General features: G+C 43.4%; 25 protein-coding genes. 14 read left to right on the top strand and 11 right to left on the bottom strand.

The window, feature by feature from the left end; genetic code table 11:
- Positions 1-8: 8 nt before the first annotated feature.
- Genes agaW through EAE92_RS13665 form a run of 5 tightly spaced genes read left to right on the top strand, consistent with a single transcriptional unit; the run spans position 9 to position 4,959 of the window.
- The gene (gene agaW / locus EAE92_RS13685; RefSeq protein ID WP_214068470.1) at positions 9-806 is read left to right on the top strand and encodes a PTS N-acetylgalactosamine transporter subunit IIC; all 798 of its coding nucleotides are present in this window, start codon (positions 9-11) and stop codon (positions 804-806) included.
- Positions 796-1,689 carry a PTS system mannose/fructose/sorbose family transporter subunit IID gene (locus EAE92_RS13680; protein WP_214068469.1) on the top strand — a complete coding sequence of 298 codons (894 nt, stop codon included), beginning with the start codon at positions 796-798 and terminating at the stop codon, positions 1,687-1,689. The genes agaW and EAE92_RS13680 overlap by 11 nt, the downstream gene beginning before the upstream one ends.
- A gap of 22 nt (positions 1,690-1,711) precedes the next feature.
- Complete coding sequence (gene agaF, locus EAE92_RS13675) at positions 1,712-2,146, top strand: PTS galactosamine/N-acetylgalactosamine transporter subunit IIA (RefSeq protein ID WP_214040198.1); 435 nt, start codon at positions 1,712-1,714, stop codon at positions 2,144-2,146.
- Between the two features lie 9 nt (positions 2,147-2,155).
- On the top strand, positions 2,156-3,016 hold the full coding sequence (locus EAE92_RS13670) for a tagatose bisphosphate family class II aldolase (RefSeq protein WP_036808250.1): 861 nt from the start codon (positions 2,156-2,158) through the stop codon (positions 3,014-3,016).
- A 38-nt stretch (positions 3,017-3,054) separates the two neighbouring features.
- Positions 3,055-4,959, top strand: a complete 1,905-nt coding sequence (locus EAE92_RS13665; RefSeq protein WP_339959383.1) for an alpha-galactosidase — start codon at positions 3,055-3,057, stop codon at positions 4,957-4,959.
- 130 nt (positions 4,960-5,089) lie between these two features.
- On the opposite strand, the gene EAE92_RS13660 is transcribed toward EAE92_RS13665, so the two are convergent.
- Positions 5,090-5,500: a type II toxin-antitoxin system HicB family antitoxin gene (locus EAE92_RS13660; protein WP_214068468.1), complete on the bottom strand. Its 411-nt coding sequence runs from the start codon at positions 5,498-5,500 to the stop codon at positions 5,090-5,092.
- Between the two features lie 177 nt (positions 5,501-5,677).
- On the opposite strand from EAE92_RS13660, the gene EAE92_RS13655 reads away from it, so the two are divergent.
- Entirely contained in the window at positions 5,678-6,217 is a 540-nt protein-coding gene (locus tag EAE92_RS13655; protein WP_072165158.1) for a cysteine hydrolase family protein, read from the top strand.
- A gap of 110 nt (positions 6,218-6,327) precedes the next feature.
- Here the strand turns inward: EAE92_RS13655 and speD are convergent, their stop codons facing one another.
- The 3 genes from speD to EAE92_RS13640 all read right to left on the bottom strand — a co-directional run bounded on the left by speD (position 6,328) and on the right by EAE92_RS13640 (position 8,474).
- On the bottom strand, positions 6,328-7,122 hold the full coding sequence (gene speD / locus EAE92_RS13650; protein ID WP_036808244.1) for an adenosylmethionine decarboxylase: 795 nt from the start codon (positions 7,120-7,122) through the stop codon (positions 6,328-6,330).
- Positions 7,123-7,150: 28 nt separating this feature from the next.
- Entirely contained in the window at positions 7,151-8,014 is an 864-nt protein-coding gene (gene speE / locus EAE92_RS13645; protein ID WP_214068467.1) for a polyamine aminopropyltransferase, read from the bottom strand.
- 112 nt (positions 8,015-8,126) lie between these two features.
- The gene (locus EAE92_RS13640) at positions 8,127-8,474 is read right to left on the bottom strand and encodes a YacC family pilotin-like protein (protein WP_036782614.1); all 348 of its coding nucleotides are present in this window, start codon (positions 8,472-8,474) and stop codon (positions 8,127-8,129) included.
- 205 nt (positions 8,475-8,679) lie between these two features.
- Here EAE92_RS13640 and cueO point away from each other — a divergent pair, with 205 nt between their 5' ends.
- From cueO to hpt, 4 genes are all read left to right on the top strand, one after another.
- Positions 8,680-10,224 carry a multicopper oxidase CueO gene (gene cueO / locus EAE92_RS13635; protein WP_214068466.1) on the top strand — a complete coding sequence of 515 codons (1,545 nt, stop codon included), beginning with the start codon at positions 8,680-8,682 and terminating at the stop codon, positions 10,222-10,224.
- 73 nt (positions 10,225-10,297) lie between these two features.
- Positions 10,298-10,876 carry a Panacea domain-containing protein gene (locus EAE92_RS13630; protein WP_229001499.1) on the top strand — a complete coding sequence of 193 codons (579 nt, stop codon included), beginning with the start codon at positions 10,298-10,300 and terminating at the stop codon, positions 10,874-10,876.
- A 3-nt stretch (positions 10,877-10,879) separates the two neighbouring features.
- Positions 10,880-11,350, top strand: coding sequence for a hypothetical protein (locus tag EAE92_RS13625; protein ID WP_214068465.1), 471 nt, complete (start codon positions 10,880-10,882; stop codon positions 11,348-11,350).
- 235 nt (positions 11,351-11,585) lie between these two features.
- Complete coding sequence (gene hpt, locus EAE92_RS13620) at positions 11,586-12,122, top strand: hypoxanthine phosphoribosyltransferase (RefSeq protein ID WP_040149593.1); 537 nt, start codon at positions 11,586-11,588, stop codon at positions 12,120-12,122.
- A gap of 108 nt (positions 12,123-12,230) precedes the next feature.
- On the opposite strand, the gene EAE92_RS13615 is transcribed toward hpt, so the two are convergent.
- Together EAE92_RS13615 and EAE92_RS13610 are read right to left on the bottom strand one after the other, a co-directional pair.
- Positions 12,231-12,509 carry a HigA family addiction module antitoxin gene (locus EAE92_RS13615; protein ID WP_011145233.1) on the bottom strand — a complete coding sequence of 93 codons (279 nt, stop codon included), beginning with the start codon at positions 12,507-12,509 and terminating at the stop codon, positions 12,231-12,233.
- Between the two features lie 10 nt (positions 12,510-12,519).
- Complete coding sequence (locus EAE92_RS13610; RefSeq protein WP_214068464.1) at positions 12,520-12,801, bottom strand: type II toxin-antitoxin system RelE/ParE family toxin; 282 nt, start codon at positions 12,799-12,801, stop codon at positions 12,520-12,522.
- A 241-nt stretch (positions 12,802-13,042) separates the two neighbouring features.
- Here EAE92_RS13610 and EAE92_RS13605 point away from each other — a divergent pair, with 241 nt between their 5' ends.
- Positions 13,043-13,321 carry a type II toxin-antitoxin system TacA family antitoxin gene (locus tag EAE92_RS13605; protein ID WP_082301047.1) on the top strand — a complete coding sequence of 93 codons (279 nt, stop codon included), beginning with the start codon at positions 13,043-13,045 and terminating at the stop codon, positions 13,319-13,321.
- Positions 13,322-13,325: 4 nt separating this feature from the next.
- Positions 13,326-13,826, top strand: a complete 501-nt coding sequence (locus EAE92_RS13600; protein ID WP_214068463.1) for a GNAT family N-acetyltransferase — start codon at positions 13,326-13,328, stop codon at positions 13,824-13,826.
- A gap of 224 nt (positions 13,827-14,050) precedes the next feature.
- Here the strand turns inward: EAE92_RS13600 and can are convergent, their stop codons facing one another.
- Positions 14,051-14,704: a carbonate dehydratase gene (gene can / locus EAE92_RS13595; RefSeq protein WP_040149596.1), complete on the bottom strand. Its 654-nt coding sequence runs from the start codon at positions 14,702-14,704 to the stop codon at positions 14,051-14,053.
- 187 nt (positions 14,705-14,891) lie between these two features.
- Between can and EAE92_RS13590 the strand changes: the two genes are divergently transcribed.
- Together EAE92_RS13590 and EAE92_RS13585 are read left to right on the top strand one after the other, a co-directional pair.
- Positions 14,892-15,818, top strand: coding sequence for an ABC transporter ATP-binding protein (locus EAE92_RS13590; RefSeq protein ID WP_214068462.1), 927 nt, complete (start codon positions 14,892-14,894; stop codon positions 15,816-15,818).
- Positions 15,815-16,585 (top strand): ABC transporter permease, encoded by a 771-nt coding sequence (locus tag EAE92_RS13585; protein WP_036808217.1) that lies wholly within the window; start codon positions 15,815-15,817, stop codon positions 16,583-16,585. Before EAE92_RS13590 ends, EAE92_RS13585 begins: the two co-directional genes overlap by 4 nt.
- A gap of 117 nt (positions 16,586-16,702) precedes the next feature.
- Here the strand turns inward: EAE92_RS13585 and panD are convergent, their stop codons facing one another.
- The 4 genes from panD to folK form a co-directional block, all read right to left on the bottom strand.
- Positions 16,703-17,083 (bottom strand): aspartate 1-decarboxylase, encoded by a 381-nt coding sequence (gene panD, locus EAE92_RS13580; protein ID WP_036783129.1) that lies wholly within the window; start codon positions 17,081-17,083, stop codon positions 16,703-16,705.
- 79 nt (positions 17,084-17,162) lie between these two features.
- A complete protein-coding gene (gene panC / locus EAE92_RS13575; protein WP_214068461.1) occupies positions 17,163-18,017 on the bottom strand; it encodes a pantoate--beta-alanine ligase in 855 nt (284 codons plus the stop codon).
- A 54-nt stretch (positions 18,018-18,071) separates the two neighbouring features.
- Entirely contained in the window at positions 18,072-18,863 is a 792-nt protein-coding gene (gene panB, locus EAE92_RS13570; RefSeq protein WP_214068460.1) for a 3-methyl-2-oxobutanoate hydroxymethyltransferase, read from the bottom strand.
- A gap of 70 nt (positions 18,864-18,933) precedes the next feature.
- A complete protein-coding gene (gene folK, locus EAE92_RS13565) occupies positions 18,934-19,449 on the bottom strand; it encodes a 2-amino-4-hydroxy-6-hydroxymethyldihydropteridine diphosphokinase (protein WP_214068459.1) in 516 nt (171 codons plus the stop codon).
- Between the last annotated feature and the right edge of the window lie 3 nt (positions 19,450-19,452).

The raw sequence follows: 19,452 nt of genomic DNA, 5'->3' as shown, positions 1-19,452 counted from the left end.
GGTGAGTTATGCTGATTGATGCGATATTGATTGGGTTGTTAGCTGGCTTAGCCGGGGTGGATCTGTTCGATGGGTTGACTCATTTTCATCGTCCAGTGGTAATTGGGCCGTTGGTTGGGTTGATTTTAGGGGATGTACAGACGGGTTTGTTGGTGGGTGGCTCACTGGAATTAGTCTGGATGGGCATGGTGCCGCTGGCAGGCGCTCAACCGCCAAATGTGGTGATTGGCGGGGTGATTGGTACTGCGTTTGCCATTTTGACGGGAGCTGATCCTAAAGTCGCGATTGGTATAGCGGTGCCATTTTCCATTGCGGTACAAGGTTGCATCACTCTGCTGTTTACCGTCTTCTCACCCATGATGCATAAATGCGATCAGATGGTGAAAGTATTGAACTGGCGTGGCGTGGAGCGTGTGAATTATCTGGGTATCGCCATTCTGTTTTGTTTCTACTTTATCGTGGCATTTCTGCCGGTCTATTTCGGCGCTGACGCCGCCAGCGTCATGGTACGGAAGGCGCCGCAATGGTTGTTGGATGGTTTGGCGGTTGCGGGTGGCATGATGCCTGCGATTGGTTTTTCTATGCTGATGAAGATCATGATGAAAAAGACCTATATCGCTTATTTCATTCTGGGTTTCGTTTCAGTCACCTTCCTTAATATGCCGATTATTGCTGTAGCACTTGGCGCTTTTGCGATTGCATTGATCGATTTCTTTAACCGTTCCCGTATGGAAGAGGCCGCTGAACGTAGCGTGTCTACCACTCAATCTCACACTCAATCTCAGGAGATGGAAGATGGCATTTAACGACACCGATGCGGCTATGGCCGCTAAAGCTGAGAACAGGATGGCGCAGGCGCTGGCAACCAGTCAGGTTGAGCAGGATGATTATCAGGACACGATACCGAGTGAGGATCTGACCAACGGCGATTTGAATCGTATGGCGTGGCGCTCTTTGTTGCTACAGGCATCATTTAACTATGAGCGTATGCAGGCGGGAGGCTGGTTGTACACCTTGATCCCTAGTCTGCGTAAGATTCACAAGAATCCGCAAGATCTTTCAAATTCTATGAAGATGCATATGGAGTTTATCAATGTGCATCCGTTTGATGTCACCTTCCTGTCTGGGTTGGTGCTGGCAATGGAGAGGAATAAAGAGAAGATTTCCACCATTCGCGCGGTGAAAGTGGCTCTGATGGGGCCGCTAGGTGGGATTGGCGATGCATTGTTCTGGTTGACTCTGCTGCCTATCTGCGCGGGTATCGGGGCTTCTCTGGCGCTACAAGGCAGCCTATTCGGTCCCATTATATTTCTGCTGTTGTTCAATATCGTGCATTTCGGCTTGCGTTTTGGTCTGGCTCATTATGGCTATCGTGCAGGAACCAGCGCGTTGACATTGTTGAAAAAGCATACCAAAAAGATCTCCCATGCCGCTTCGATAGTAGGAATGACGGTAATCGGGGCGTTGGTGGCTTCCTATGTCCATCTCTCGACGCCGGTGGTGGTAAATGCCGGTAAGGCCAGTGTGGCGTTGCAGAAGGATGTGCTGGACAAACTGATGCCGAATTTATTGCCGTTGTGTTTCACTTTGCTGGTGTTTTGGTTGATGAAAAAGGGATTTTCCCCGATCAAATTAATTGGTTTGACCGTCGTGATCGGGATTGTAGGGAAGTATGTTGGTTTTCTTTAATAAATGGCGCTGAGGAGAGGGAATGTTAGGTATTGTAATCACCGGTCATGGGCATTTCGCCAGTGGGCTGTTGCAGGCAGTGGAACAAGTCGTCGGACGACAACCTCAGTGCTGCGCTGTCGATTTTCCTGAGGGAATCAGTACGCAACAATTATTGCTGTTGTTACAGGCGGCTTGCGCCGCTTGTGATAGTGGTGAAGGTGTCATTATTCTCAGTGACTTACTGGGTGGATCACCGTTCCGGCAGGCGGCGCAACTGGCAATAGCTAATCCATGTTATGAAGTTATCACCGGTACTAATATGCAATTGGCGGTAGAGATGATGCTGGATCGTGAAGATATAACTCTGGAAACATTTCGTGATATGGCGCTGGAATGTGGGCGGCGGGGATTAACCAGCCTGTGGCATGAACAACAGAAACGAAGGTATGACAGCCCGAATCTGGATGGCATTTAAGGAGCTTATATGTACCTGATTTCTAGTCGTCAAATGTTAAAAAAGGCTCTGCGTGAAGGCTATGCGGTTCCTGCTTTCAACGTCCATAATCTGGAAACTGTCCAGGTGGTAGCAGAAACCGCTGCACGTTTGGCATCGCCGGTTATTCTGGCAGGTACGCCAAGTACTTTCAGTTATGCGGGGACTGACTACCTAGTGTCAATCTGTCAGGATGCCGCTCGCCGCCACAATTTGCCGCTGGCGTTGCATCTCGATCATCATGAGGAACTGGAGGATATCAGTCATAAAGTGACCGCGGGTGTGCGTTCGGTAATGATTGATGGCTCGCATTTACCCTTTGAAGAGAATATTCGTAAGGTAGCTGAGGTGGTACGATTTTGCCATCGTTACGATGTTAGCGTTGAGGCGGAATTGGGGCGGCTAGGCGGGCAGGAAGATGATTTGCAGGTTTCCAGCGCCGATAGTTTCTTTACCGATCCGCTGGCGGCGAAAGCCTTTGTTGCCCGTACCGGTATTGATTCTCTGGCGGTGGCGATTGGTTCTGCGCATGGTTTGTATCATGGTGAACCGCGTTTGGATTTTGATCGGTTAGCAGCAATTTGTGAACAGGTGGATATTCCGTTGGTGCTGCATGGCGCATCGGGTATTCCTGAAGTGATGATACAGCAGGCGATTGGTCTTGGTGTATGTAAAGTCAATGTGGCGACCGATCTAAAAATTGCTTTTGCTGATGCGGTAAAGCGCTATTTCATCCAGCATCCAGATGCGAATGATCCGCGTAAATATATCGCGCCGGGAAAACAGGCTATGCAGGCAGTAGTAGAAGAAAAGATTCGGATTTGTGGCAGTGCAGGCAAGCTGTATTCGTGACGGTTCTGTTTTTTTATTCTGACTATAAGGAAACTGCTGTGAAAATAAGAACGTTAAATAGAATTACGTTGAGTTTATTAGCGAGTTCCGTGTTGTATAACACGCCAGTCTGGGCAGATAGCTGGTTGTTGGACGGTAATAATTACCATGTAACTGTTAGCGACGAACACGGTAAAGTGACGCAATTAAAATTTGAAAATCCAAAAAACCACGATCACATCATCATTGATAATCTGTTTGAAATCACGTTGAAATCAGGAGAAAAACTCACTACTAAAGATTTTCAGATTACTGATATCAGCAAAAAGCGCAATCGTATTGTTGTCTCCCTGAAACATGGCGACATTCAGGTAAAAAATATCATTACGGTGGAGGATAAAGATAAGTACGGCTCGTTTGAAATCACTATTACACCGCAAGAAAACGCGTTGGAGCTCAGCTCTGTCTCGTTGATGCCATTTCGCACTAAAGTCCCTTTTGTTCACGGCTCTATCGCCAGTTCACCGATTGTCAGCGATAGCTTCTTTATTGTTCCCGGTAATCCATTGATTACCACTGAGGCTTATAAAGGGAGCGCTTCGCAAAAAATTGCGCTCTCTATCCCGCTAGAGCCGGGGAAAACGTTAAGTTATAAGACATATGTTGGTGTTTATCAGCAAGGGCAATTGCGGCGTAACGTCAATGAATTTTTGAACAATGCTCGTCCGCGTCAATATAGTCCTTACCTACATTACAACTCTTGGTACGATATTGGTTTCTTCACTCCTTATACCGAACAAGAGTCGTTGACGCGTATCAAACAGTTTGGGCAGGAGTTGGCTACTAAGCGCGGTGTGAAGTTGGGTGGTTATCTGTTTGATGATGGTTGGGATAACCTTAAAGGAGATTGGGGTTTTAGTCAGGCATTTCCCCATGAGTTCAAAAATCTTAAGAAGGAAGCAGATCAATACCATGCTCGTTTAGGTATTTGGCTTTCGCCTTGGGGCGGTTATGGTAAACCGGGTGAGCAGCGTGTTTCTCATGCTGAGGAGTTTGGTTATGAAGTGATAGATGGCAGATTTGCGCTTTCAGGCCCTAATTACTACGCCAATTTCCATAACCGGGTGCTCAACCTGATTCAACAACAAAATGTATCCATGTTTAAGCTGGACGGCACCGGCAATGCTGATCGTGTGATTAAAGGGAGTTCATTCACCAGTGATTTTGATGCCGCTATCCATCTTATTGAAGATATGCGCAATACAGGCAATGAACTGTTTATCAACTTGACCACAGGCACCAAAGCCACGCCTTCCTGGCTATTTTTCGCCGATTCTATTTGGCGTGGCGGCTATGATGTGGAGTTTCTCGGTACAGGTTCCAAAGTGCAGCAGTGGCTTACCTATCGTGATGCGGAAACTTATCGTAATGTCGTAACAAAGGGACCGCTGTTCCCACTGAATTCATTGATGCTGCATGGCATTGTTTATGCTAAACAGGCTAAGCATCTGGATAAACAGTCACCTAAAGATTTTGCCGATCAGGTTTGGAGCTATTTTGGCAGCGGCACACAGTTACAAGAGATGTATGTTACGCCTGAACTGTTGACCACCGAGGATTGGGATACGCTGGCAAACGCGGCGAAATGGTCAGAGAAGAATAAAGATGTGCTGTTTGATACCCATTGGATTGGTAAAGATCCCACCGACCTAGCGGTGTACGGTTGGGGAGCCTGGAGTCCGAAAAAGTCGATTATCACTTTGCGCAATCCTGCTGATGAAGTGAAACAATATTATCTGGATCTGCAAAGCGATCTCGAATTGCCTGATGATCAACCTTCGGTATATGACGTTAATATCGATTATGGCGAGAACAACTCGTTGCCGAAGTTTATCAATAAAACAGCGCTGATTACCCTTCAACCGTTAGAGACACTGACCTTTTCTTTGACGCCATCGAAATAATCACAGTGTTATTAAATTGCCCCGAATAAACGACTTTATTCGGGGCAGTGATTGTTTTGGGAAATTATTGTGATGGTGTCTTATTAGAAAAAAATCAGCATATTGTCAATAAATTAACATTTCAGACATATTAGATTTTGGTTCTGCTAATAACTTTTTCTGCCGCTATGTGTGATAGAAAACCTGAACGACTCCCGTATTCTGGATGATTTGCGACGAATTGATCGATTCGGCGGATTAGCAATGATGGAAGAGTTACGTTGATTTTCTCTGACTTTCCCATTAATCGTGTAATATCCACATCAATTAATGTCCATATTGCTCCTATATATTCAGGGTCGGCAAGGTAGTTTTCTACGTTTGTCGCCTCTGGTACTGATTCATTATCATCAATCAGCAATTCGATATGCGCTTCAATTGCTTCGCGGACGCTTTCTACTGCGTCTGTAAAATTATCCCCTCCAGAAAAGCAACCCGGGATATCAGGGACACGGACGCCGAAGGATGAGTGGCCTTTATCAATCGCAACTGGATATAACATTTACACCTCCGAGAAGTGGACTCAAAGTCCCGCCTGTTTCTTGATACTTTTCAATGTTGGTAAAGGTATATCCTTTTATTGTTATTGGCTAATGGTCTTGTCAGAATTGTCTGTAACTGAGTGGTGGAAACAAGTCACGGCAATTGTTTTTTTAAATCTATTTAAAGGACAAAACTAATGAAAGCGTTGATTGTAATTGACATGCTGAACGATTTTGTCACAGGAGTACTCGCCAATGAGGCGGATGCGATGAAGATCGTACCGGTAATCAAGCGGCTGATTGATCATGCTCGGAACCATCGTGATTGGCTGGTGGTTTATGCTAATGACGCTCATCGAGCTGATGATCGGGAAATGAGTATTTGGGGCAGACATGCAATGGCTGGAACGTCAGGTGCTAATGTCATTGAAACATTGGCTCCTATTGGGACGGAGCGTGAAATTGTTTTGCCCAAGCGATTTTATGGGGCTTTCGATGGAACCGAACTGGAAGAGGTTTTGAAAGTATATGGTGTGACGGAAGTTGTGTTAACCGGCCAGCATACCCATTGTTGCGTCAGACATACGGCCTATGGCGCGTTTATACGCGGTTATCGAATCAAAATTTTGTCAGATGCTGTGTGTGTTTTTCCCGGTGTTGATCAAGAGGATGCTCTTAATTATCTTAAAACCATTTATGGCGCTGAGATTACAACGAGTAATGTTTTAACCGGGTAATATGGAATAGCCTATTAATATAGTTAATGGATCAAATTGCTGAGAATATATCAGCTAAAACTGATCTGGCAGATGCCAGTGAATATTGGCGCCTGCCAGCTAAATATTAACTAAACAGCGGGTAAATTACGTCCATAATAGATTTCTTGTATCTCTTTTTTCAAGAGATGGGTAATTTCCTGCTTTTCCGTTTCACTCAGTTGCTCTGGTGTGGCATTAAATAGGTAATCATTCAGGTCAAATCTTTTTAGCATCATTTTTGTATGAAATAGATTTTCCTGATAAATATTAACATCCATCATGTAATACTGCGATTGCACTTCCTCGGTCATATAATTCTGAATCGAGCTGATTTCGTGATCGATATAGTGTTTCATGCCATTTACATCTCTGGTGAAACCACGGACGCGGTAATCCATCGTGACAATATCTGATTCTAATTTGTGGATCAGATAGTTCAGCGCTTTGAGAGGTGAAATAACACCGCAGGTTGATACTTCAATATCAGCTCTGAAAGTGCATATGCCGCCGCCCGGATGGCTCTCTGGATAAGTGTGCACACAGATATGGCTCTTATCCAAATGAGCAACGACGGAATTAGGTAACGGACCGGGATTTTCAGTATTGTCGACATCCTTTGGGTCCATCGGCTCTTCGCTGACGAGTATGGTGACGCTTGCCCCTTGCGGCTCATAGTCCTGGCGGGCGATATTCAAAATATTTGCACCAATGATCGAACATGTTTCGCTGAGAATTTCCGTTAAACGGTTAGCGTTATATTGTTCGTCAATATAAGCGATATAACTATCCCGATCAGCTTGGCTTTTGGCATAACAGATATCGTAAATACAAAAACTCAGGCTTTTTGTCAGGTTATTAAAGCCGTGCAATTTCAGCTTGTGCAATTTATTTCACCTCCTGGCTAATGGGTGATTATGGGTTCTCGGATAGTGCATCCAGCAGATATTGTGGTAGAGCAAAGCTACCGGTATGAACGGCTGGATTGTAGTAACGGCAGGTAAAACCCGCGTTGTTAAAGCGCTGTTGCAATGTCGCCAGATCCACATGGCGTAGCGCCGGGTTCTGGCTCGCCCAGGCAAAGGTCATAATTCCACCATAATAGGTTGGAATCGCAGCCTGATAGAAACCGCTGTCAGCAAAATAGTTGCTCAATTTTTTATGGCTGGTGACTGCTTCGTCCTGTTGCAGGAAACAAACACCATTTTGAGCAACAAAGATGCCGCCTTCATTCAGGCAGCGTTGGCAACCTTGATAGAATTCGGAGGTAAATAATCCTTCACCAGGCCCAATCGGGTCCGTGCAGTCAGAGATAATGACATCGAATTTCTGATCAGTGGTATTAACGAAATTAACGCCATCGTCAATGATCAAATTGAAACGTGGATCATCATAAGCACCGGCATTATGGTTAGGCAGATACTGACGGCAAAATTCAACGACACCAGCATCGATTTCAACCATCGTGATGCTTTCAAGATATTGATGACGGCAGACTTCACGTAACATACCGCCATCACCACCGCCGAGAATCAGTACTCGTTTGGCGTTTCCGTGGGCAAACAAAGGAACATGAGCCATCATTTCGTGGTAGATAAATTCATCACGTTCAGTGGTTTGTACTGTGCCGTCCAGCGCCATAATGCGGCCTAAGGCCGCGTTTTCAAAGATAATCAAATCCTGATGCTCAGTTTTATCGTGATAAAGCACTTTATCGACGGAAAAATACTGACCAAAGTTGGCGTGCAGGGTTTCGTACCAAATTTCTTGTTGTGACATATCTTGGCCTTTCCTCCACTGTGACAGTCATGAAAATTGGGTTCACATAATAGCCAACAATTCTCATAGTTGCACGGTGAAATTTACCCCTTTAGAGGGATGAGGAAAAGCACTATTTAACGTAGGCGAATAAACTCAGCGAATCTCTGGCGAGAGCATGGCACTTTATCGCATTGGACAGGTAAATTCCTTTTAGATCCTGATAGCTTTCTTCATTGAGTTTGTCCATCAATTGGCTGTTGTAATTCGTTAAATCCCACTTATTACGCTGAGCAAAATAAATAATGGCTCGTTTAATTTCCCGGTCAGGAATTTGGCTGTAACCACAGTCATATTTCAGGTAGATAAACACCGCCGTCAGATCCGCCAGATCTTCAGCTTCATTTTCTGTCAGCGCTTTTGCGGGGTGGGAAAAACCGAACAGAACGAGTATGTAAGTCAAGAGAGCTAATTTTCGCATTTGTATTATTATAATCAATCCATGTCATATTACGTTAACATATTAATATCTTTGTTAGGTAAAATTTATTTTTTTAAATTACTGTAAAGATCGACCTAAATCACATTCCCTCTGCTTGACCTTCCTGTAAGGGTAACCTTTACGTTTCTTTTTATGAAATGTTTTTTTATTGTTTATTTTTTGCCGATTTAATCAGGAAATTGATATGCAACGACGTGATTTTATCAGATTAAGCGCGGTTATTGGTGCATCCAGTATATTGCCTGTCTGGAGCCGTTTCTCCTTTGCTGAATCTTATCCAGCACTGCCCATTCCTCCACAATTAGAGCCAGATGCGGCAGGTAAAATCGCTATTGAAATCAAAGCGGGAAAATCCAGTTTTAAAGCAGGAACCGTGACGAAAACTTGGGGTTACAACGGTGATTTACTAGGGCCGACACTGAAATTGACGTCAGGTCAACCTGTCACTATTGATATTCGTAATCATCTACCAGAAGAGACGACGGTTCATTGGCATGGTCTGGAGATTACTGGGGAAGCCGATGGGGGGCCGCATGCGATGATTGCGCCAGGTGGGAATCGGACGGTTAGTTTTACGCCTGAACAACCAGAAGCGACTTGTTGGTTCCATCCACATACGCATGGCAAGACGGGTTATCAAGTTGCAATGGGGCTTGGTGGATTAGTACTGATTGAAGATGAGAACAGTATTAATACGGGGTTGCCAAATCAGTGGGGGGTGGATGATATTCCGGTGGTTTTGCAGGATAAGCGCCTGAATAAAGAGGGGCAGATTGATTATCAACTGGATGTGATGAGTGCTGCTATTGGCTGGTTTGGCGATATGATGCTGACCAATGGCGTTGTTTTACCTCAGCATATTGCGCCACGTGGTTGGTTACGTTTGCGTTTGCTGAATGGTTGTAATGCCCGCAGTTTGAATATCGCGGTCAGTGATGGTCGTGAATTGTATGTTGTTGCCAGTGATGGCGGCTTGTTAGCGGAGCCGGTTGCGGTTAATGAATTATCGATTCTGCCGGGAGAGCGTTTTGAGGTATTGGTGAATACGTTTGATGGAAAAACTTTCGATCTGGTGACTTTACCTGTGGTTCAGATAGGAATGACATTACCGCCATTTGATCAACCGTTACCTGTTTTACGTATTCAACCTCAGCTTTTTTCTAGCCGTACAATACTGTCGGAGCGGCTTACCACGCTTCCTGCATTGCCCTCTCTTACCGGTTTGAATCGGCGTCGTTTACATCTTGCGATGGACAGTCGTCTGGATATGCAAGGGATGATGATGCTATCTCAGCGCTACGGTGAGCGGGCTATGGCGGGTATGGGGATGGATCATGGGAATATGAACCACGGAGATATGCATCATGGTAGTGAATTAAATTTCCATCGTGCGAACACCATTAATGGGCAGTCTTTCTCCATAACAGAACCCGCTTTTGATGTGAAACAGGGGCAGTATGAGCGTTGGGTGATTTCGGGGGTTGGCGATATGATGCTGCATCCGTTCCATATCCACGGCACCCGTTTTCGTATTTTGAGTGAGAATGGCCGCAAACCTGCTGCTCACCGCAGTGGTTGGAAAGACATTGTTCATGTGGAGGGTAAGGAGAGCGAAGTGCTGGTTCAGTTCAAGCATACTGCGGGAGTGAAACATCCATTTATGGCGCACTGTCATCTACTGGAACATGAAGATACCGGTATGATGCTAGGTTTTACTGTCAGTAAATAATTTTGCTGGCCGCAATGGAACGCAACAAAGCGTTGTACAGGGATTACGGTAGGTATTAAAATAGGTGTAGATTTTGTATGTTATTTATCCTAATTTGAATGAAGGTATTGAGATGCTTAATGCAAGGTTTGATTCAGAAAAGGCTATAGAGGCCATTCTGTACGTTGCCTCTATAGCACCAATTTCTGACATTTATCATGTGGGTAAAATTCTGTATTTTGCTGACCGACTGCATTTAGAGCGTTATGGCCGGTTAATTACGGGTGATAATTATCTTGCAATGAAAGATGGCCCTGTGGCAGAGAATGCCTATGATATTATAAAAGTAGCCAGAGGGGACGGGCGCTTTATTCCAAATGGGTGTGATGTTGATGTTATTCGATCATCGTTGTCAGTAGAAGGACGTTATGGGAATCACCAAATACGTGCTTTGCGTGATTTCGATGAAGATGTATTTAGTGATTCAGATATTGATTGCATAAATGAAGCAATTGAAAAATATGGGAATCTTTCTTTTAAAGAAATACGTGATATCAGCCACGATAGTGTTTGGATGGCGGCTAACCAGAATGGTGAGATTCCATTGGAAGCGATAGCTGCCAGTTGTAAAGATGGTGACAAGTTAGTTGCTTATCTGACTTCTACAGAGTAGCTGATGACTAATCTTGGTGACAGATTTCCCGTATCTTTTAGGGCGGAATTTTCAGCCAAACAGAATTTGGCTATAGGAGATGTTCTTTATCTTCACTGCCCTTTTACAACGCCTCCAAAGTTAAAATATTTGTTGGTTTGCTGCTGTGAGCCGCTGCTTGTTCTGATCATTAATTCTAAAATCAGCGAATTTATCCAATTACGACAGGAACTTCTTCAATGCCAAGTTGATTTGCCTCAGAAAGATCATAAGTTTTTGCAATGGGATTCGTTTATTAATTGTATAGATGCTCATGCGGCATTTGATATTAACGATATTAAGGAAAGGATCAGCACTGATTATCATAATATTGTTAAGGGTAAAGTCACTGATTATTGTATGCGTGAAGTTTATAAGGCGGTTAAGCGTTCCCCAACAATGAAACGTGGTCAGAAGCGCAACATATTGGCGTCGTTACAACAATTTGTCGATTAGCGGTGAGCTATTATTTTGAATAATAGTTTTGGTGTATGATCTATAGATTGGTTTCTCTTCTGGATACTATAAATATCCTTATCTTATGCCATACTTGCCTTGAGATATCCTAAGGGAAAGGAACTGTTCAATAATATTGCTGGAAGAATGGCGTATTAATTGGCATATCAACTGGTTATAATCTTTTATTGATTTTTATATATTTATTCATTAAAAACAATTGGTTAACTTTATAATGAAACACACTGTAGAAGTTATGATCTCCGAACAGGAGGTTAAGCAGCGTATTGCTGAACTGGGAAAACAGATCACTGAGCACTATCGTGACAGCGAGAGTGGGCTGGTGTTGGTTGGGTTGCTGAGAGGCTCCTTTATTTTTATGGCTGATTTATGCCGTGAAATTCAGATCCCTCATCAAGTCGATTTTATGACGGCTTCCAGTTACGGCAGCGGTATGAATTCCACTCGTGATGTGAAAATCCTGAAAGATCTGGACGAGGATATTCGTGGTAAGCATGTACTGATTGTGGAAGATATTATTGATTCAGGTAATACCCTGAATAAAGTACGTGAAATTTTGGCGCTGCGTGAGCCAAAATCACTGGCAATCTGTACCTTGCTGGATAAACCTTCCCGCCGTGAAGTTGATGTTCCGGTGGAGTGGATTGGTTACTCAATTGAGGATAAATTTGTGGTGGGTTATGGTATCGATTATGCGCAACTTTACCGTCATCTGCCTTATATCGGCCATGTGATTTTGCTAGAAGAGTAGTTTTCTCGTATTTGAAAACGGCAACTTTCGGGTTGCCGTTTTTGCTTTGTGATTCAGACATGGTGTGTAGTGTTGTAGCTGGCTAAGTAAAGCCCTCTTATTACGCTATCAGGAGTGAGCCAGTATTGGTTTTATTTCTGGTCTTTTGTGCTGTGAGGCAATCCACAGTTCATATTGGGACTGCATTCCTGTCCACATTTCGGCACTAGTACCTAATGCAGCTTCCAGTCGCAGGGCCATATCAGCAGATATTCCTGCATTGCCGTTTAATATGCGAGATAGTGCAGCTCTGGTTATACCGAGAGCCTTTGCTGCCTCTGTGACAGATATGTCACCAAGATATTCACGCAAAACTATGCCTGGGTGTGCAGGTTTATGCATTTTCATTTCGTTGCCCTCAGTGATGATCTTGATAATTAACGAGAATTATATCTTCGCCCTCAAATCTAAATGTTAAACGCCAATTATCGTTAACAGATATTGCCCAGTGACCGCTAAGATTTGCTCCTTTTAGTGGATGAAGTTTCCAGCTAGGGGCATTCATATCTTCTGGTTTTTTAGCCATATTCAATGCAGTTAGCTGGATTTGCAGCTTTAGGGCATGCTTAGGCTGAATGCCAGCGGTAGAACCAGTTTTGAAAAATTTTTCCAATCCTTTGTGTTTGAAGCTTTTAATCATACTAGTCTCGTATACTGTATATGCACGCTATACGAAAGTCGTCATGGCATGTCAACAAATACATATAATTTCTGTAATATTTAAGTATTCAATGAATGATAACGGGTATATTACATTTGTATTAGCGAAAGCCGATGTAAGCCTCTATGCCTAATGGGAATTCTCCCCCCCCTAGAATGTGATGACAATGGCGTTACATCTGTGTATTATTTAGACCACCTATAGCATAAGGGGATTTGAAATGAACGTAATAAGTGAGAATCGTAAAAATAAGACACTCAACTTGAGGATTAGGCAGGAGGATCGGGATTTAATAGACAGAGCGGCAAAAGTGAAGGGAAAAACCGTTACTGAATATGTCCTTGATACAATCAAACGTGATGCTGAAAATACTTTATTGGAATATTCCTTTATGGTTATATCTCCAGAAATTTTTAATGCTTTTATTGCTAAACTTGATGCTCCGGCTGCTCCAAATGAGCGTCTTATCAAAACGGCAAATATGAAAAAACCGTGGTGATAAAGTGATTAATGATCCAACTTTGTTAACAGATGAGCACAATTTAAATAGTTTTACTTCAGGAATTGACACCCTGGACAACTGGTTAACAGACAGAGCATTAAAAAATCAAAAAGAGAATGCTTCGAGAACCTATGTTGTAAGCGAAGACAGGGATGTTATTGCTTATTATTCGTTAGCTACCGGCTCAATCATGTCAGAAGAGGCGATAAGCAAATTTAAGCGTAATATGCCAAATCCCATTCCGGTGATTATTTTGGGCCGCTTAGCTGTTGATAAGCGTTATCAAGGAAGAGGGTTTGGTCGCTATTTAGTCAGAGATGCTTCCGTACGTGTCGCTCAAGCGGCAGATTTGGTGGGTGTTAGAGGGTTGATTGTTCATGCTATCTCGGAGAACGCTAAGGCGTTTTATAAGTCTGTGGGTTTTAGTGATTCGCTTTTAAATCCAATGACGCTAATGATCACGCTAAAGGATTTAAAAACTGTTTTTAAAATAACAGATTAATACCATCTAGCAAAAACAGTTGTAAACCTTCCACTATTATTAATATCTCTGGAGAAAAATATTGTCATGAGTTTAAAGGGTGAAATATACTTTTTTAAGTGTGAGGAAAACATTTTAATATAATTTATAAACTGAAAATCTGTATAAATCTTCATTTAATTACGCTGTAGAAAGGATTAAATATAACCTTTTCTACAGCGTATTTTATCAGTAACTTAGAAAAATCACTTCTTATGCGTCAATTTAGAAACGGTCTGACGGTAGGCCAATTCCAATTTTTCACGGCTGTCAGCCGTCACTTCAAGATCCTGCAATTGACCATTATGAATACCGTAAACCCAACCGTGGATCATCACTTTTTGGCCTCGTTTCCATGCTGATTGCATAATGGTTGAGTGACCAAGGTTATATACTTGCTCAACAACGTTAATTTCGCACAGACGGTTCAGACGCTCATTGGGGGGTAATTCACCTAGCATAGAACTGTGTTTATACCAAAGATCACGGATATGTAGCAGCCAGTTGTTAATCAATCCCAGTTCGGTGCCATCAATTGCGGCTTCGATACCACCACAACCATAGTGTCCGCAGATAATGATATGTTCAACTTCCAGTACGTCTACCGCATATTGAATAACTGAAAGACAATTTAAGTCAGTATGAATAACCAGGTTTGCAACGTTTCTGTGAACAAATAAGTCACCGGGAGCGGCATCAATTAGTTTTTCTGCTGGCACTCGGCTGTCTGAACAGCCAATCCATAGGAATCGAGGTTTTTGTGATTTTGCTAATTCTTTGAAAAAATTTGGGTTTTCTTCGTTAACCGATTCTGACCACTGCTTGTTATTGGCAAGCAGCTCTTCTATTTTTTTCATCATGATTCATAGCCTGGTAGTGTTTCTTTAAGATAGAATCATATACAACATCAATTGAAATTTTAATATTTTGTTGCTGTTTGTTTTTAATCTTTCTGCTGTTTTTGCAAAGCAAGTCAGGCAGAAAAGGAGCATTATGTTTCCACATTGCACGTAAAGGCGACCAGATAATAAAGGTGTTTTGTAATTTATGACTTATGCATTGGAGTTAACGCAGCTGACTAAGACTTACACTGATGGTGTTAAGGCGCTGCGTGGGATAGACCTGAATGTGGAAGTTGGAGACTTCTACGCATTATTGGGTCCGAATGGTGCAGGGAAGTCCACCACAATCGGCATTATTAGCTCTCTGGTAAACAAAAGCAGCGGTAAGGTTAAGGTGTTTGGCTATGATATTGATACCGATATTGTGAATGCTAAACGCCAGTTAGGTCTTGTTCCGCAAGAGTTTAACTTTAATCCGTTTGAGACGGTGTTGCAGATTGTTCTCAATCAGGCCGGTTACTATGGTGTACCGCGAAAAGTGGCGCAAGCCAGAGCGAAAACTTATCTGTCGCAGTTAGATCTGTGGGAAAAACGTGATCAACGAGCGATTCGTCTGTCTGGTGGGATGAAACGACGTCTGATGATTGTACGTGCTTTGATGCATCAGCCTAAGTTATTGATCCTTGATGAACCAACCGCCGGTGTTGATATTGAACTTCGTCGCTCTATGTGGAATTTTTTGCAACGGCTGAATGCACAGGGAACGACAATTATTCTAACGACTCACTATTTAGAAGAAGCAGAAATGCTGTGCCGTAATATTGGTATTATTCAGCATGGTGAATTGGTGGAAAACACCAGTATGAAAAATTTACTCAGTCGGGTGGAATCTGAAACATTCTTCTTCGATCTGGCGACGCAAAACCCAACTCTTGAACTGGCAGGATATAATTATCGACTGCTGGATGCCTCTACTTTGGAAGTGGATGTTCAACGTGGTCAGGGAATAAATAGCGTATTCACCCAATTAAGTGCTCAGGGTATTCATATTCTGAGTATGCGCAATAAAGCGAACCGTCTGGAAGAGTTATTTGTCAACTTGGTGAACAACAAGCAAGGAGATAGTAAATGATTCAGTTGTACTGGGTGGCGCTAAAAACTATCTGGATTAAAGAAATTACCCGTTTTGGTCGCATTTGGGTACAGACTTTATTACCGCCGGTTATTACCATGTCGCTCTATTTTATTATCTTCGGTAGCTTGATTGGTTCGCGTATTGGAGAAATGGGCGGCGTCGATTATATGCAGTTTATTGTCCCTGGCCTGATTATGATGGCGGTGATTACTAACTCTTATGCCAATGTTTCTTCCTCTTTCTTTGGCGCGAAATTCCAGCGCAGTATTGAGGAATTATTGGTAGCGCCGGTTCCGACACACATAGTTATTGTGGGCTTTGTTGGTGGTGGTGTTGCCCGTGGTGTTTGCGTCGGTATTTTGGTGACATTGGTTTCTCTATTTTTTGTTCCGCTTCATATTCATGCGTGGTGGATGATTGTTGTTACATTGCTAATGACTTCCGTTCTGTTTTCACTAGGTGGTTTGCTGAATTCGATTTTTGCTAAGACATTTGATGATATCAGCATTATTCCGACCTTCGTATTAACGCCATTGACCTATCTTGGTGGGGTGTTCTATTCATTGACATTATTACCCCCATTTTGGCAGGCGGTTTCCAAGCTTAACCCGATCGTTTATATGGTTAGTGGTTTTCGTTATGGTTTCCTGGGAATTACTGATGTTTCTTTGATAATTACATTAAGTGTTTTGACCGCATTTATTATGGTTTTTTATCTTGCTGCTTGGTATTTAATTGAAACAGGGCGGGGATTAAGGACTTAATTGTAGATTCTTTTGTTATGTGAGTAGTGATGAATGGGTAGGGGAAATGCATTTGCAATGTCTTCACAACTGCAATGTCTTCACAACCTACCCATTATTGAGCGCTTAAATTAATATTTAAGCTACCTGAACTGGCACGGCTTTAGCTATACGGCTCATAATATTATCACCGTCGAAGTAAGCGATATTAGGCTTATGATGACAGGCATCTTCATTAGGGATTTGTACATATGAGCAAATAATCAGCCTATCACCTGCCGCCGCACGGCGTGCGGCCGCGCCATTAACTGAAATTATTCTAGAACCACGTTCAGCGGCGATAGCATAAGTGGAAAAACGCTCGCCGTTATCCACGTTATAGATATCAATAGCTTCATATTCCAGAATACCGGCAGCATCCATAAAATTCTGATCAATTGCACAGGAACCTTCATAATGTAGATCTGCCTGAGTGACTTTCACCCGGTGCAATTTCCCCTGTAGCATCGTGCGCAACATGGTTTCTCTCCTGATTCGATGACAACTTAGAATCTGTTATTTTATTTTCCTGCATCAATAACGCCTGATACAACGGCGATTATTGCATTAAGTCTATCTGTTGATTATCGATTAAACGGGTCTGCCCTAACCAGGCAGCCATCAGAATAACCGCTTTCTTGCTTTCGGTATTTAATGGCGCCAGCGTTTCGGCGTCACGGATAAACAACTCATCAGGTACAAAACCTGCTTCGCGTAGCTGTTCGGCAGCTTGGGTAAGCATTTGTTCTGTGTGACGTTCACCTTGTGCCATTTTTTCAGCGATAGATCGCATGATCTTGCTGAGTTCTGGGGCGATTCGATGTTCATCGGCTGTTAAATTGTTATTACGTGAACTGAGAGCCAGGCCATTTTTATCGCGCACAGTAGGTACTGAGATTAGCGTAATGTCATAAGCCAGGTCGTCAATCATTTGGCGAATAAGTTGTAATTGCTGAAAGTCTTTCTCGCCAAAATAGGTCAAATCGGGTTGTACCAAATTGAATAGTTTGCTCACCACGGTTGACACACCACGGAAATGACCGGGACGACTGGCCCCTTCCAGCATGGTAGAAAGCCCAGGAACTTCAACATAAGTCTGATGTTCCATACCGTTAGGGTATATTTCCTTATCGGTAGGAGCAAAGACCAGATCGGCACCGTGTTGATGAAGTTTTTCGCAATCTTCCTGTAAAGTACGGGGATATCTTGCCAGATCATCCTGACGATTAAACTGCATCGGATTGACGAAAATAGAGACAATCACAATATCTGCTTGCCCTTTGGCTGTATCGACTAACGTCATATGGCCATCGTGCAAGTTACCCATTGTTGGCACCAGTGCAATGCGTTTTCCTTCCTGGCGCCAGCGGCGGATTTCACGGCGTAGAATCGGTACGGTTTCGACAATCAGCATTGCTTAATACTCCTTAGTATGTTTGCAGCCTTCGGGCTAACAAAGGGTAGTTTATTAATAAAATGAGTGTTCTTTACCTGGGTAGGAGCCGCTTTCTACTTGCTCTTTATATAGGCGGATGGCATCAGGTATATTTCCCGCTTCTTCAAGGAAGTTTTTCACAAACTTAGGCGGGCTTACTGTGATGCCTAGCACGTCATGCATCACTAAAACTTGCCCATCAGTCACATTACCGGCGCCAATACCGATTACTGGGATCTGTAATGCATCGGTGATACGTTTAGCCAAATCAACGGGGACGCACTCTAGCACCAGCAGTTGTATGCCCGCCTTTTCTAAGGTAATGGCATCTTTTATCAATTGATTCGCTGATTCTTCATCACGCCCCTGAACTCTATACCCGCCCAGAATATGGACTGACTGGGGAGTTAGCCCTAAATGAGCGCAAACGGGGACAGAACGCTCGGTAAGCATACTAATGGTATCGTATAACCAGCTACCGCCTTCAAGTTTCACCATGTTAGCGCCAGCACGCATAAGCTTGGCCGCGTTTTCACAACTCTGCTCTGGTGTGGCATAACTCATGAAAGGCATATCGGCAATAATAAAAGTATAAGGCGCTCCGGCACGGACGCAACGAGTGTGATAGACAGTATCTTCAACTGTCACTGGAATGGTGGTATCAGCCCCTTGCACTGTCATACCTAGTGAGTCACCCACCAGCATGACATCGATACCTTGCTCGGCGAACAGATGGGCAAAGCTGGCGTCATAAGCGGTAATAGTCGCGAATTTACGTTTTTCTTTCTTGAGCTGATTCAGATCAGTCATGGTTATTGGTTTCATTATTTATCTTCCTTCTCCTGCAATTTTTCTTGTTATGTACAGAAATCGGCCACGGACTGAACTGAGATCCTTATATGTAATGATTAGAATCAGAGGACTGCGGTTGCAGCCAGAGCGCCAGGCCGTTTTCTGGAATATGTTTTAGTCTTTCAGATAAAGCTTCCCCGTCAGGAAATATAAGATCGGGGGCAATTTCAGCTAACGGGTAGAGCATAAATTCGCGCTGTTTTAATCCGTAGTGAGGCACTGTCAAGCGTTCAGTATTAATCACCTGATCGCCAAATAGCATGATATCCAGATCAAGTGTTCTTGGCCCCCAGCGCTCATCTTTTCTTACCCGTCCTTGAGCCAGTTCAATCGCCTGAGTGTGATTGAGTAATTCTTCCGGTGTTAGCGAGGTCTCCAGCGCGACTGCCGCATTCAGAAAATCAGATTGATTCTGCGGCCCCATTGGTTTAGTACGATACAGTGAGGAACAGGCAATAAATTCTGTTTCCGGTAAATCCCTTAATGCGGCAAGTGCGTTTTTTACTTGCTGCATAGGTTCCGCCAGATTGCTGCCAACAGCGATATAAACACGAGCCATAAT

The sequence above is a fragment of the Photorhabdus hainanensis genome (genome assembly GCF_018448965.1).
Lineage (GTDB): Bacteria > Pseudomonadota > Gammaproteobacteria > Enterobacterales > Enterobacteriaceae > Photorhabdus > Photorhabdus akhurstii.
Note: the sequence above shows the minus strand (reverse complement) of the source record. Positions and strands in the feature narration are given on the sequence as shown.